This window comes from Nonomuraea sp. 10N515B (genome assembly GCF_052245915.1).
Classification (GTDB): Bacteria; Actinomycetota; Actinomycetes; order Streptosporangiales; family Streptosporangiaceae; genus Nonomuraea.
In genome coordinates, this window is the sequence record NZ_JBQQBQ010000006.1 from 121307 (window position 1) to 135448 (window position 14142).

The 14142-nt window shown below is 71.1% G+C and carries 10 protein-coding genes; 8 read left to right on the forward strand and 2 right to left on the reverse strand.

What is annotated here, in order from left to right; genetic code table 11:
- Positions 1-1416: a Si-specific NAD(P)(+) transhydrogenase gene (gene sthA / locus ACTWQA_RS10820; RefSeq protein ID WP_443159109.1), complete on the forward strand. Its 1416-nt coding sequence runs from the start codon at positions 1-3 to the stop codon at positions 1414-1416.
- Positions 1417-1550: 134 nt separating this feature from the next.
- The gene (locus ACTWQA_RS10825) at positions 1551-2474 is read left to right on the forward strand and encodes a DMT family transporter (RefSeq protein WP_443159110.1); all 924 of its coding nucleotides are present in this window, start codon (positions 1551-1553) and stop codon (positions 2472-2474) included.
- A 70-nt stretch (positions 2475-2544) separates the two neighbouring features.
- Here ACTWQA_RS10825 and ACTWQA_RS10830 read toward each other — a convergent pair whose 3' ends face one another.
- The gene (locus ACTWQA_RS10830) at positions 2545-3216 is read right to left on the reverse strand and encodes a DoxX family membrane protein (protein ID WP_443159111.1); all 672 of its coding nucleotides are present in this window, start codon (positions 3214-3216) and stop codon (positions 2545-2547) included.
- 72 nt (positions 3217-3288) lie between these two features.
- A complete protein-coding gene (locus tag ACTWQA_RS10835; protein ID WP_443159112.1) occupies positions 3289-4848 on the reverse strand; it encodes an MFS transporter in 1560 nt (519 codons plus the stop codon).
- Between the two features lie 250 nt (positions 4849-5098).
- On the opposite strand from ACTWQA_RS10835, the gene ACTWQA_RS10840 reads away from it, so the two are divergent.
- The 6 genes from ACTWQA_RS10840 to ACTWQA_RS10865 all read left to right on the forward strand — a co-directional run bounded on the left by ACTWQA_RS10840 (position 5099) and on the right by ACTWQA_RS10865 (position 14141).
- Positions 5099-6838 (forward strand): tetratricopeptide repeat protein, encoded by a 1740-nt coding sequence (locus tag ACTWQA_RS10840; protein WP_443159113.1) that lies wholly within the window; start codon positions 5099-5101, stop codon positions 6836-6838.
- Between the two features lie 15 nt (positions 6839-6853).
- The gene (locus ACTWQA_RS10845) at positions 6854-7750 is read left to right on the forward strand and encodes a haloalkane dehalogenase (protein ID WP_443159114.1); all 897 of its coding nucleotides are present in this window, start codon (positions 6854-6856) and stop codon (positions 7748-7750) included.
- A gap of 64 nt (positions 7751-7814) precedes the next feature.
- On the forward strand, positions 7815-10163 hold the full coding sequence (locus tag ACTWQA_RS10850) for an AAA family ATPase (protein WP_327590258.1): 2349 nt from the start codon (positions 7815-7817) through the stop codon (positions 10161-10163).
- An 80-nt stretch (positions 10164-10243) separates the two neighbouring features.
- Positions 10244-11227: an ABC transporter permease gene (locus ACTWQA_RS10855; RefSeq protein ID WP_443159115.1), complete on the forward strand. Its 984-nt coding sequence runs from the start codon at positions 10244-10246 to the stop codon at positions 11225-11227.
- Positions 11227-12129, forward strand: coding sequence for an ABC transporter permease (locus ACTWQA_RS10860; protein WP_443159116.1), 903 nt, complete (start codon positions 11227-11229; stop codon positions 12127-12129). Before ACTWQA_RS10855 ends, ACTWQA_RS10860 begins: the two co-directional genes overlap by 1 nt.
- Entirely contained in the window at positions 12126-14141 is a 2016-nt protein-coding gene (locus ACTWQA_RS10865) for a dipeptide ABC transporter ATP-binding protein (RefSeq protein WP_443159117.1), read from the forward strand. The genes ACTWQA_RS10860 and ACTWQA_RS10865 overlap by 4 nt, the downstream gene beginning before the upstream one ends.
- Position 14142 lies beyond the last annotated feature (1 nt).

Consider the following 14142-nt stretch of genomic DNA (forward strand, 5'->3'; position numbering starts at 1 on the left):
GTGGCGGACTTTGATGTTGTGGTCCTGGGTTCCGGACCTGGTGGGCAGAAGGCCGCGATCGCGGCGGCGAAACTCGGCAAGCGCGTCGCGATAGTCGAGAAGAGGCACATGATCGGCGGCGTGTGCATCAACACGGGCACGATCCCCTCCAAGACCCTGCGTGAGGCGGTCCTCTACCTCACGGGGCTCAACCAGCGCGAGCTGTACGGCGCCAGCTACCGCGTCAAGGAGGAGATCACGGTCGCGGACCTGGGGATGCGCACGCAGCACGTCATCGGCAGGGAGATCCAGGTCATCCGCAGCCAGCTGGCCCGCAACCACGTGACCGTCCTGCACGGCACCGGCCGGTTCCTGGACCCGCACACGATCGGCATCACCCATGACGATGACGAGAGCGCGGAGAAGAAGGTCACCGCGGACAAGATCGTCATCGCCACCGGCACCTCGCCGGCCCGCCCGGACACCGTCGAGTTCGACGGCAGCACGGTCATCGACTCCGACGCGATCCTCCACATGGAGCGGGTGCCCGAGACGCTCGTCGTGGTGGGCGCCGGGGTCATCGGCATCGAGTACGCCTCCATGTTCGCCGCGCTCGGCACCAAGGTGACGGTCGTGGAGCGGCGCGAGCGCATGCTGGAGTTCTGCGACCTGGAGATCGTCGAGGCGCTGAAGTACCACCTGCGGGACCTGGCCGTGACCTTCAGGTTCGGCGAGAACGTGGCCGCCGTCGAGCGCCGCCCGGGCGGCGCGCTGACCCTCCTGGAGAGCGGCAAGAAGATCCCGGCCGACTGCGTCATGTACTCGGCGGGGCGGCAGGGCAAGACCTCCGAGCTGTGCCTGGAGGCGGCGGGCCTGGCCGCCGACGCGCGGGGCAGGATCGCGGTGGACGACAACTACGCCACGCCCGTCCCCCACATTTACGCGGTCGGCGACGTGATCGGCTTTCCGGCGCTCGCGGCCACCTCCATGGAGCAGGGCCGGCTGGCCGCCCAGCACGCGTGCGGCGAGCCGGTCGAGGAGCTGGCCGACCTGCCGCCGATCGGGATCTACACGATCCCGGAGATCAGCTTCGTCGGGAAGTCGGAGGACGAGCTGACCCGGGACAAGATCCCGTTCGAGGTGGGCATCTCGCGCTACCGGGAGCTGGCCAGGGGGCAGATCATCGGCGACTCCTACGGGATGCTCAAGCTGCTGGTGTCCTCCGAGGACCGGCGGCTGCTCGGCGTGCACGTGTTCGGCACGGGGGCGACGGAGCTGGTGCACATCGGGCAGACCGTGATGGGGTGCGGCGGGACCGTGGACTACCTGGTCAACGCGGTGTTCAACTATCCGACGCTGGCGGAGTCCTACAAGGTGGCGGCGCTGGACGCGATGAACAAGATGCGGGTGGTGGCCCGGCTCACGGCAGGCATGTAAGCCGGGCCCTTTCCGCAGTGAGGGTCCACTTCTGGTTGGCTTCGCGATCTGAGGTACCGAAATAGGGATATATCCCTACGCGCTCCGGAGCTCCGATCACTACGCTCGCGATGGTTCATCGACGGGAGGCGTGCGTGCGGAGCAAGACGCTGACGGGGTGGCTGCCGGGATTCCTGGTGCTGGCGGCCATCTGGGGCAACAGTTTCTTCTTCATCAAGGTCGCGGTGGGGTCGCTCCATCCGCTGCAGGTGTCGTTCGGCCGGATGGCCATCGGGGCCGCCGTCCTGCTCGTCGCGCTCGCGATCTCCCGGCGGCCGCTCCCCCGCGATCCCCGCCTCTGGGGACACTTCCTCATCGCCTCCGTGGTGCTCACCACGCTCCCCTTCACACTGTTCGCGTACGGCGAGCAGTACGTCTCGTCGGTCGTGGCCGCGATCTGGAACGCCACGACGCCGCTGTGCACGCTGGCCTTCACGCTCATGCTGCGTGCCGAGCGATCGACGCCCGGCCGGGTGACGGGGCTCGGGCTGGGATTCGCCGGGGTCATGGTGGTGCTCGGGGTGTGGCAGCCGATGGACGGCGGGCAACTGGGCGGCAGCCTGGCCTGCTTCGGCGCGGCGTTGTGCTACGGGGTCGGGGGCGCGTACATGGGGCGGTTCATCACCGGGCGCCGTCCCGAGCCCGCTGTGGCGCTGGCGACCGGGCAGCTCGTCGCGGGGACCTTCCAGCTCGCCGCCGTCACGGTGCTGGCGGGGGTGCCGCTGGTGGACTTCGGGGCGCCTGCCCCGGTGTGGTGGAGTCTCGCGGCCCTCGGCGGGCTCGGGACGGGGCTGGCGTATCTGCTGCTGTACTGGGTGCAGGCGCGGGCGGGGGTGACGACGACGTCGACGGTGACGTACCTGCTGCCGGTGTTCGCGGCGGCGTCCGGCGTGGTGGTGCTGGGCGAGACGATCAGCTGGAACCAGCCCGTGGGCGCGGTCATCATCCTCGCCGCCATCGCGCTCACGCAGGGCGCCCTGAGGCGGTCCCGCGAACGCGCCACCGCCCCGGCCGCCTGAGCCGGGCTACGAGCACGTCGGCGGGCCCCGCACTCTGGGCGGGCGGGGACGCCGATCTCGCGAGAGTGGGTCAGTCGGCGGTGGGGCGGCGACCGCGGGGGGCGGGTTTCTTGCGGCCCGCCACCAGCGTGTCACCGGGCGCCGGAGCAGGTGCCGGGTCGTCGCCCCGCTTCGGTTCGGCCGCTTGGCCCCGGGGGCGGGGGTGCGGGGCCGTGTCGTCGGTCGGTGACGCCTCCGAAGGCGGTTCGTCCTCCGGAGCCTTGGCCGGGGCGGACGTGTCCGGGGCGCGGAGCGAGGCGATGACCCGGTCCGCCTCGTTGTCGGCGGCGAACTCCTCCGCCGCCTCCGACTCCCTCCGCCGGATCACCACCATGTGATCCACCGACACCCGCCCGGCTCCGACGACGGCGAGCAGGAGGGACGCCGCGCCCAGGAGGATGAGCTCGTTCATGCTGATCGGATTGAGCGGTGGCGCCACCAGGAACACCGCCAGGGCCTCGGCGAACAGGATGAGCCCGGTGGCGGAGACCGCGAGCCCGGCGATCAGTAACGCGCCGCCGATGAGCTCGGCGAGCATCGTGACCGTGGCCCAGGCTTGGGGAGCGGGCGCGCCCTGCTCGAGAAACTTCGCCCCGGTGTTGATCAGACCGTCTTCGAGCTTGGTCCAGCCGTTGGCGAAGAAGATACCGCCCACGCCGACGCGGGCGACTAATGCGGCAAGATCACGAAGGACCTGTTTCACGGTAATTGTCTGCCCTAACGGGGACATGACACACCTCTCTCATGGCTCGGGAGCTACGCTCCCTTCACCCGCTCATGGCTCGGGGAGCTCCGCTCCCTTCGCGTCATCACGGCTGAGCAGCATGGCCACCGCGACGGCGGTCAGGCTCAGCAGGACGACGCTCACGACCACGGTCGTGTGCAGGGCGTTGACGAAGGCCCAGCGGGCGGCGGCGAGCAGCGCGCCGCCCGCGCTGCCGCCGACCTCGTCCGCGACGTGCGTGGCGGCGGCGAGTGACTGTCTGGCCTTGTCCATGCCGCCCTCGGACACTCCGGGCACGGCGGGCAGTCCGGGGGCGTAGACGATCGCGGTGATCGTGCCGAGCACGGCCACGCCCATGCCCGCGCCGAGCTCGTACGCGGTCTCCTCGATGGCCGCGGCTCCGCCCGCCTGGGACTCCGTGGCCGAGGCCATGATCGTGTCGGAGGCGGCCAGCAGCGCCACCTGCACGCCGAACCCGATGCCGACGAAGCAGATCGCCAGCATGACGGGGTGACTCTCGACGCCCCAGCCCAGCGTGGGTGTCATGGCCAGCGCGACGAGCCCTAGGCCGCCGCTCATCGTGGCCCGCATGCCGACCTTGGGCAGGATGTGGGCCGCGGCGAGCCCGCCGACGATGGCCGACAACACCAGCGGCAACATCCTGAAAGCGGCACGCAGCGGGCTGTCGCCGAGCACGAGCTGCAGGTATTGGGCGAGCATGAGCTGTAGCCCCACCAGTGCGAACACGCCGAGCAGCACGCCGGCCACACCGGTCGTGAACTCCCGCCGCCGGAACAGCCCGACCTCCAGCAGCGGCACCCGTAGCCGGGTCTGCCGCCGGACGAACACGACCAGCAGGGCCAGCCCGGCCAGGAACACCAGCACCGACGCCCACAGCGGCATCAGACTGCCCGAACCCGCCTCTTTCAGCCCGAACGCCAGCGCCAGGATCCCGAGCACCGACAGCACCGCACTGACGGCGTCCCAGGGCCGTCCCTTGCGCACGGGCGACTCGGGCAGCAGGCGTACGGCGGCGGGCAGCAGCACCAGCAGGATCGGCACGTTGATGAGGAACACCGCGCCCCACCAGACGCCGACCAGCACGCCGCCGATGAGCGGCCCCACGGCCGCCCCGGCGGCCGCGACCGCGCTCCAGACGCCCAGGGCGATGGCCCGCTCGCGCCGGTCGGTGAACACCTGGCGGATGAGCGAGAGCGTGGCCGGCATGATCATGGCGCCGCCGACACCGAGCAGCGCCCTGGCCAGGATGAGCGTCAGCGGCGTGGGGGCGAACGCGGCCGCCGCCGAGGCCACGCCGAACAGCACGAAGCCACACAGGACCAGCCGTTTGCGCCCATATCTATCACCGAGCGTGCCGAACATGATCAGCAGGGGCGCGACCACCAGCGAGTAGGTGTCGATGATCCACAGCAGTTGCACCGCCGACGGCTCCAGCGCGGCCGTGAGCGCGGGCACCGCGATGTGCAGGACCGTGGCGTCGACCGTGATCAGCAGCAGGCTCAGGCAGAGCAGGACAAGAATGGACCAGCGGTGATCACCGCGCCCGCGATCGGCAGTCCGTACGGGGGGTGCGGCCTGTGTGACGGTCATGGGCCTCCTTGCAGGCCGATTCCTGACAGGGCCCGCACGTGCTATTCGGTCGGCCGCTTGCGTGCCGCGCCTCGACACTCGCTCCTTCTCGAGCTCTGGCGCCCGGCTCGCGCGCTCCGGCTTGCGTGGCAGCTTAGGCTATGCGACGCGCTTGTCATAGCGGTATCGCCCGATCCACGGTGCCCCGTACCTCTCTAGAGAGATACAGCCATATGTCGGTATCTATCCAACATTCGCCCGTCAGCCGATCATGGGTCGCGTGGGGACCGATGGAAGTACCAGAAATGACGACATTCCAGATAGGTCCTCACGCGAATGGTGTGACGAGGCCCTGACCAGGCTTGACGCCGGCCGGCCCGAGTCCGCGCTGGACGCCGCGCGCCGGGCCGCGGACCTGGATCCGGGCGCGGAGTGGGCGTACCGGCTGATCAGCCTCGCCCACGAGCGGCTGGGCCGCGACGCCGACGCGGTGCCCCCTGCGGAGCGGGCGGTGGAGCTGGCCCGCGGCTCCTGGGCGGCCCGCCTGCGCCTGGCCGCGATCCTGCGCAGGACACCGGGCCGCTGGCGGGAGGCGGTCGAGCACGCGGAGCTGGCCAGGAAGTTCGCGCCGGAGGAGCCCGACCCCGAGGTCATGCTGGGCGACCTGGCGCTGCTGCGCGGCGATCACGCCGAGGCCGGGCGCTCCTACCTGGCGGCCCTCGCCGCCGACCCCGGGCATCGGCAGGCCCGGGTCAATCTGGCGCTGTCGCTGCTGCGCTGGGACCGGCCCCGCCCGCACCACGATCCGGCCTGGCCGGTGGATCCGCGCGACACCGGCAGGGCCCGGCGGGCGCTTGAGGTGTGGTCGCGGCAGTCGCGCCTGCTGGTCGCCGTCGCCACGGTGGCCGTCGCGGTGTCGGCGCTGCTGTTCGACCTGGGCGCGCAGGCGCAGCTGGCCGGGTTCGCGGTGCTCGTCCTGCTGGTGCCGCTCACGGTCGGGCAGGCGCGGCGGGTCAGGCTGTGGTCGTACGTGCCCGCGATGTTCGGCAGGGACCCGTGGCTGGGTGCGGGCGTCGTGTCGGCCGCGGTGTCGGTGCTCGCGTTCGCCGCATGGCTGCTGCTGGGGGCGATGCCCGCGGTGCCGTCCTCGTTCGATCCGGTGTGGGCGGGGCTGGCGGGCATCGTGGTGCTGGGCTGGCCGGCGCTGGCCGCCGTGCGCGCGCTGGCCGAGGCGTGGCGTGGCCGGCCGCTGGCGGCGCTGGAGCAGTTGCTCCTGGCCGGCGCCGACCGCACCGCCAGGAGGAACGCCGGCGTCACGCTCTGGATCCTGCTCTGCAGAACCTGGTCGATCCTCGTGCCGGTGGTGTGCGGGGCGCTCGCGGTGGAGCCGCGGGCCGCCGTGGCGGCGCTGGCGGTGCCGTACCCGATGGTGCGCGGCTACCTGCGTGCCCGCTACCGCGACGACGCCTGGCTGGCCGCCGCGACGGGGTTCGTCGTGCTGGCGGCCGCGGCCTGCGCGGCGGGTGGGGCGCTGGCCTCGGCGTGGGCGTGGCGGATCGGTCTGGGCGCGCTCGGCGCGGCGATGGCCGTGTTCGCGGCCCGGGCGCTGCGGGCGTGGTGGCGGGGCGGTCCGGGGCCGTGGCGGGCCTCCCTGATCATGTCCGACCCGCCGATGGGCGCCGCTCCGTCCGTCGTGCTGACCCCTGAGGTGCGCCAGACCTTCTCCTACGCCCGCAGCATCGTCCTGTCGTACGGCGACCAGCTGGGTCCCCGGGTCGTGGGCGCGGCCGCGTCCGTCACGTCCACCGGCGAGCTGCGGCTGATCGCGGAGACCGAGGCGTGGGAGGCGATCGAGGCCGACCCGCGCGTGGCGGTGTTCGCGGCCGACCCGCTGCAGCGGCGGTTCTGGGTGGAGGTACGGGGCATCGCCCTGCCGGACTCCGACATCCTGCGCGTCACCCCCAAAGAGGTGCTGGTCGGCGAATTCCCTGGGCGGCACCAGCGGCGCTGACTAGAATTTCGTTCTATGAGAACCCTGCGTACGCCCGAGGAACGCTTCGCGGATCTCCCTGATTTCCCTTACGAGCCCCGGTACGCCGACGTGGCCGATGGCCTGCGCATGGCGTACGTGGAGGCGGGGCCGGGTGACGGCGAGCCCGTCGTGCTGCTGCACGGCGAGCCGTCGTGGTCGTTCCTCTACCGGCACGTCATGCCCGAGCTGGCCGCGGCCGGACTGCGCGCGATCGCGGTCGATCTCGTCGGGTTCGGCCGCTCCGACAAGCCGGCCGAGATCGCCGACCACACCTACGCCAGGCACGTCGCGTGGACCCGCGCCCTGCTGCTGGACTCGCTCGGGTTGAGCGGGGTCACCGTCGTCGGCCAGGACTGGGGCGGGCTGATCGGGTTGCGGATCGCGGCGGAGAACCCCGGGAGCGTCGCCAGGATCGTGGCGGCCAACACGGGGTTGCCCACGGGTGACATTCCCATGCCCGAGGTGTGGCATCGGTTCAAGGACGCGGTGCTGAAGGCTCCGGTGCTTGATATCGCCAGGTTGGTCCAGGCGGGCTGCACGAGCGAGCTGCCTGCGGAGGTGCGGGCGGCCTATGACGCTCCGTTCCCCGACGAGTCGTACAAGGCGGGTCCGCGCGCCATGCCGGGGCTCGTCCCGATCTCCCCCGACGATCCCGCCGCCCCCGCCAACCGCGCTGCCTGGGAGGTCCTCACGACACTCGACCGGCCGTTCCTGGTGGCCTTCTCCGACGGCGATCCGATCACCGGCGGCATGGCGCCTGTTCTGCTCAAATCGATCTCAGGCACGTCCGGCCTGGCACATCCCGTGATCAAAGGTGCGGGACACTTCCTTCAGGAGGACGCGGGCGCGGAACTCGGGCGTCAGATCGCCGTTTTCGTGACCGCCACCTAGCGTGTCAGGAGCGCCCAAGAGTCGGTCCTGTGCGGTATAACCGGGGGCGGACCGGGGAGGCGTGATGCGTGAGTCCGGCAGGGCCCAGGCCGCGGGGCGGGCCGCAGCGCGGGATCTGTTCGAGCAGGTGCGAGAGCGCTATTTCCAGATTCCCCCTGCCATGCGCCGGGTGCTCTACGTGGTCGTGCTCGTCGCCACCATGGGGGTCGGCGCCGCGCTCGGCTGGAACCTGGGCGCGACCTTCGTCACCACGCTGGTGCTCCTCGCCTTCATCGCGCTGACCATGCGTTTCCCCCGCGCCGCCGCCACCTCGCTGGTGGTCGTGGGCTGGGGCGTGGTGGCTTTGTATCTGTTCCAAGCGCTCTATCCGCCCGGCTCCATGGCCGTGCATCTGATGGTCGGGCTGGCCCTCCTCGTGGCCGCCGCCGCGCATCTCATCCGGTGGGTGACGCCGTGGGTGACCACGCTGGTGGCGCTCATTCCCGCGGGCATGCTCGCCGCCGCGCTGTCGCCCGTGTCGCCCACCGTCTCCGTGTGGACGGGCTACGCCACGGCGCTGGCCGTGCTCGTCTACCGATTCGTGCTCGCCCGCCAGGCGAAGGCGGCCAACGCCGCGGTGGAGGAGCAGGTCCGGGTCAGGGTGCGCGAGGGCAGGCCGGAGTCGGCGCACGACAGGGGCGGCGCGCCGCCGCAGATCTCCGTGGAGGAGGCGCTCGGGGAGCTGGAGAGCATGATCGGCTTGGCCCCGGTCAAGGAGCAGGTGCGCTCCATCGCCGCCTCCATCGAGGCCTCCAGGCTGCGCGCCGAGGCCGGCTACACCGCCGAGCGGCCCACCAGGCACTTCGTGTTCGCCGGTCCGCCGGGCACCGGCAAGACCAGCGTGGCCCGCGCACTCGCCAAGATCTTCTACGCGTTCGGTCTGCTGGAGACCCCCTACGTGGTGGAGGCGCAGCGGGCCGACCTGGTGGGCGAGTTCCTGGGCGCGACTGCGATCAAGACCAACGAGCTGGTCGACCGGGCGCTCGGCGGGGTGTTGTTCATCGACGAGGCCTACGGGCTGGTCAACTCCTCCGACGGCCAGCCCGACCGGTTCGGGGCCGAGGCCGTGCAGACCCTGCTCAAACGGGCCGAGGACGACCGCGACCGGGTGATCATCATCCTGGCCGGCTACGAGCAGGAGATGAGCGGGTTCCTGTCCAGCAACCCGGGCCTGGCCAGCAGATTCGCCACCCGGGTGCGCTTCCCCGGCTACTCCCCCGCCGAGCTGGTCGAGGTCACCGAGCTGCTCCAGCGGCGCAGGGGCGACACGATGGACGCCGAGACCCGGCGCGTGCTGCTCAGCAGATATGAGGACGTGCACCGGCGCGGCCTGGTCGACGAGCTCGGCAACGCCAGGTTCGCGCGCAGCCTGGTCGAGGCCGCCGCGCAGGCCCGCGACGTGCGCGTGGTGGGCGCCGGCGGCACGCCGAGCACACAGGATCTGGTCACGACCACGACGGCCGACGTGACGAAGGCGTTCGAGGAGCTGACCGCGCGCTTCCGCGGCTATGTCGCCACGCCCACGCTCGAGGAGGCGCTGGCCGATCTCGACAGGATGGCGGGCCTGGCGCCTGTCAAGCGGCAGGTGCACGCGATCGCCGCCCAGCTGCAGGTGGCGCGGATGCGCCAGGAGCGCGGCCTGCCGACGCCGCAGCAGATGCGGCATTTCGTGTTCGCCGGCCCGCCCGGCACCGGCAAGACCACCGTCGCCAGGGTGCTGGGCCGGATCTTCGCCGCGCTCGGCCTGCTGGCCCGGCCGGACGTGGTCGAGGCACACCGGGCCGACCTGGTCGGCCAGCACCTCGGCGCGACCGCGATCAAGACCAACGAGCTGGTCGACCGGGCGCTCGGCGGGGTGTTGTTCATCGACGAGGCCTACAGCCTGGTCAACCCCGGCTACCAAGGCGGCGACGCGTTCGGCTCCGAGGCCGTGCAGACCCTCCTCAAGCGGGCCGAGGACGACCGCGACCGGCTCGTCATCGTCCTGGCCGGCTATGAGCGGGAGATGGACGCGTTCCTGGCCACCAATCCCGGTCTGGCCAGCAGGTTCAACCAGCGGGTGGCCTTCCCCAGCTACTCGCCGCAGGAGCTGACCGAGATCGCGGTGCTGCTCGCCGAGAAGTCGGGCGACACGTTCGACGAGGACGCCCTGCGCAACCTCGACGAGGTGTTCGCCTGGGTGTGCGAGGAGCGGCTGATCGACGGGCTCGGCAACGGCCGCTTCGCCAGGTCCCTGTTCGAGCGCGCGGCCATGCGCCGCGACGTGCGACTGGCCGCGCACGCCGCGCGCGGCGGGTCCGCCAGCTCCGCCGACCTGACCACGATCACGAGCGAGGACGTCGCCACGGCGGTGGACGAGCTTTCCGGACGCTGACTTACCCCGGCTGCGTGCACAGCACCGCTCACATGGTGTAGCTATATGACTACATGCCGTGCGCGTCAGAGGGGGAGGCGATGGCCGGGTTTCTGGTCCGCAGGCTGCTCTCGTCCGTCGTGCTCGTCGCGGTGGCCGCCAGCCTCGCCTACCTCCTGGCGGCCACGGCCCTGGACCCGCGCTCCAACTACGCCGACCGCACGCCCAAACCGCCGCCCGCCGTGGTCGACGCCCAGCTCACCGCGCTCAATCTCAACGACAAGACACCCCTGCTGCAGCGTTACGCCACCTGGGGCACCGGGGTGCTCCGCGGCGACTTCGGCAAAACGGTCGTGGGCTCGCCCGTCAATGAGGATCTCAAGCGGCGCGTGGGCGTCACGTTCCGGCTGGTCATGCTGGGGCTGCTGTGCGGCAGCGCGCTCGGGGTGATCGTCGGGGCGCTGGCGGCGGTCCGGCAATACGGGTGGTTCGATCGGCTCTCGACCGGCCTGTCGTTCGTCGTCCTCGCGGTCCCGGTGGTCGTCCTGGCCAACATGATGATCTTGGTGGCCACCTGGGCCAACGAGCACGTCTTCGGCCGCCAGGTGTTCCTCGTCAGCGGCGAATACAGCGACGGGCTTGGCGCCGGGTTCTGGGGTCAGGTGGTGGACCGGCTGCAGCACCTGATTCTGCCGACGATCTCGCTGTCGGTCGGTCTCATCGCGGTCTTCAGCCGCTATCAGCGCAACATGATGCTCGACGTGCTCGGCGCCGACTTCCTGCGCACGGCCATGGCCAAGGGGCTGAGCAGGCGCAGGGCGCTCGTCACGCACGCGCTGCGGACCGCGCTGATCCCGGTGGTGACTTATTTCGCGTTCATGTTCGGCGCGCTGCTGACGGGGGCGACGTTCACGGAGAAGATCTTCGGCTGGCACGGGCTGGGCGAGCAGCTGATCAACTCGATCTTCACCAACGACGTCAACACCGTCGCGGCCATCTCCCTCCTGGCCGCGATCGCCGTGTTGTGCGCCTCTCTGGCCGCCGACCTGCTGCGCGCGGCCCTCGATCCCAGGGTGCGGGCCTGATGACGCTGCACGAGGAGGAGGTGGCCGAGGAGCTGTCCGACGGCGTCATGGTCACCTATCCATCGCGGGTGCGGGTGGTCGCCGGGCGGTTCTTCCGCTCCCGTCAGGGGGTGGCCGGGTTCGTGGTGCTGGTGGTGATGTTCGTGCTGGCGTTCGCCGGCCCGCTGTTCAGCCGGTGGAGCTACACGGACAAGGATTTCACGGCGTTCCTGCAGCCGCCGTCGTCCTCCCACTGGTTCGGAACGCTCCAGACCGGCGCCGACGTCTACGCGCTGACCCTGCGCGGAATGCAGAAATCACTGGTCGTGGGCCTGCTGGCGGCTCTGGTGTCCACGGCGCTCGCGGCCGTGGTCGGGGCGTTCGCCGGCTACTTCCTGGGCTGGACCGACCGGGTGCTGAGCTGGATGACCGACCTGCTGCTCGTGCTGCCGGGATTCCTCATCCTGGCGATCATGTCGCCGCTGTTCGAGTCGGGGCAGTGGCCGCTGTTCGTGCTCATGCTCGCACTGTTCCTGTGGATGGTCACCTCGAAGATCGTCAGGGGGATGACCATCTCCCTGAAGGAGCGGGAGTTCATCCAGGCCGCCCGCTACATGGGGGTGCCCCCGGCGCGGATCGTGTTCCGGCACGTGATCCCCAATCTGGCGTCCCTGCTGATCGTGGACGCCACGCTCAACGTCAGCGCGGCGATACTCACCGAGACCTCGCTGTCGTACTTCGGGTTCGGCATCCAGCCGCCGGACGTGTCGTTCGGCACGCTCATCGCCGACGGCTCCAAGACGGCCACGTACGCGCCGTGGACGTTCTGGTTCGTGGCCGGGCTGCTGGTGGTCACGGTGCTCGCAGTCAACCTCATGGGCGACGCCCTGCGCGACGCCTTCGACCCGGCGGCCAAACGATGAGCCCGGTCCTCGAGGTGACCGACCTCAACGTGGCGTTCGGCGACGTGCCGGCGGTGCGCGGGATCAGCTTTTCCGTACGCCCCGGCGAGGTCCTCGGCATCGTGGGCGAGTCCGGCTCGGGCAAGTCCGTCACCTCGGCGGCCGTCATGGGGCTGCTGCCGCCCGGCGCACGCGTCACCGGATCGGTGCGGCTGCACGGCAAGGAGCTGATCGGGGCCCCGGAACGGGAGCTGACCGCGTTGCGCGGCAAGACCATGTCGATGGTGTTCCAGGACCCGCTGTCGGCGCTCACCCCGGTCTACCGGGTCGGCGACCAGATCGCCGAGGCCGTGCGCGTGCACCAGCGGGTCAGCAAGGAGACCGCCCTGGTCAAGGCCATCGAGCTGCTGGAGCTCGTCGGCATCCCGCATCCGGCCGAGCGGGCGCTGGCCTTCCCGCACGAGTTCTCCGGAGGCATGCGGCAGCGCGTGGTGATCGCGATGGCCATCGCCAACGACCCCGACGTGATCATCTGCGACGAGCCGACCACGGCGCTCGACGTCACCATCCAGGCGCAGGTGCTGGAGGTGCTCAAGAAGGCGCAGCGGAAGACCGGCGCCGCCATCATCATGATCACGCACGATCTCGGCGTGGTCGCCGGGTTCGCCGACCGGGTGCTGGTCATGTACGCCGGGCGCCCGGTCGAGGTGGGCGACGTGGACGACATCTACTACGGGCCACGCATGCCGTACACCGTGGGCCTGCTGGGCTCCGTGCCGCGGGTGGACCGGGGCGGGCGGCGGCCGCTCGTGCCGATCGAGGGCAACCCGCCCTCGCCCGCGGCGCTGCCGCCGGGGTGCCCGTTCGCGCCGCGCTGCCCGATGAAGGTGGACGCGTGCGACGAGGGAGAGCCGCCGCTGTTCGAGGTGGGAGCCGGGCACGGGGCGGCGTGCATCCGGTGGGACGAAGTGCATCCGCCGGGGCTCGCGGAGCCGGTGGGGCCGCGGGAGGCCCGGGCGGCGCGCGGCGAGCGCACGGTGCTGGAGGTCCGCGGCCTGGTCAAGGACTATCCACTGGTGCGCGGGGCGGTGTTCAAGCGCCGGGTGGGCACCGTGCACGCCGTGGCCGGGATCGGGTTCGACGTACGGGAGGGCGAGACGCTCGGGCTGGTCGGCGAGTCGGGCAGCGGCAAGACGACCACGCTGACGCAGATACTCGAGCTGGCCAAGCCGCAGGAGGGCCGCATCGTCGTGCTCGGGCACGACACGGCCCGGCTCGGCCGAGGGGAGCGCACCGCGATCAGGCGTGACATGCAGGTCGTCTTCCAGGACCCGATGGCCTCGCTCGACCCGCGCATGACCGTGCACGACATCCTGGCCGAGCCGTTGCGCACCCACGGGCGGCGCGCCCCCGGACGCCGGGTCGCCGAGCTGCTGTCCCTGGTCGGGCTGGACCTCTCGCACGCCGCCCGCTACCCGCAGGACTTTTCGGGCGGGCAGCGGCAGCGCATCGGCATCGCCAGGGCGCTCGCGCTGGAGCCCCAGCTGCTGGTGCTGGACGAGCCCGTCTCGGCACTCGACGTGTCGATCCAGGCCGGGGTGATCAATCTGCTTGACGCCCTGAGGGCCAGGCTCGGGCTGTCTTATCTGTTCGTGGCGCACGACCTGGCCGTGGTGCGCTACATCGCCGACCGGGTCGCGGTGATGCACCTCGGCAAGATCGCCGAGATCGGCCAGGTGGATACTGTCTACGAGGCCCCGGCGCATCCGTACACGCAGGCTTTGCTGTCGGCGATCCCGCTGCCCGATCCGGTACGCGAGCGGTCACGGCGGCGCATCCTGCTCCACGGCGACCTGCCCAGCCCGGCCCACCCTCCGACGGGCTGCCGTTTCCGCACCAGGTGCCCCAAGTTCCGTGCCGAGCTGACCGACGAAGAGCGCAAGCGCTGCGTGGACGTCGAGCCCGAGGTGCGGCCGCTGGGCGAGGACCAGGGCGCGGCCTGCCACTACGCCGAGCGGCGTGAAGTCGTATAGA

Coding starts and splice junctions, on each gene's coding strand:
- ACTWQA_RS10835 (WP_443159112.1), bottom strand. CDS start 4,848: ATGACCGTCACACAGGCCGCACCCCCCGTACGGACTGCCGATCGCGGG.
- ACTWQA_RS10840 (WP_443159113.1), top strand. CDS start 5,099: ATGGGTCGCGTGGGGACCGATGGAAGTACCAGAAATGACGACATTCCA.
- ACTWQA_RS10845 (WP_443159114.1), top strand. CDS start 6,854: ATGAGAACCCTGCGTACGCCCGAGGAACGCTTCGCGGATCTCCCTGAT.
- ACTWQA_RS10850 (WP_327590258.1), top strand. CDS start 7,815: ATGCGTGAGTCCGGCAGGGCCCAGGCCGCGGGGCGGGCCGCAGCGCGG.
- ACTWQA_RS10855 (WP_443159115.1), top strand. CDS start 10,244: ATGGCCGGGTTTCTGGTCCGCAGGCTGCTCTCGTCCGTCGTGCTCGTC.
- ACTWQA_RS10860 (WP_443159116.1), top strand. CDS start 11,227: ATGACGCTGCACGAGGAGGAGGTGGCCGAGGAGCTGTCCGACGGCGTC.
- ACTWQA_RS10865 (WP_443159117.1), top strand. CDS start 12,126: ATGAGCCCGGTCCTCGAGGTGACCGACCTCAACGTGGCGTTCGGCGAC.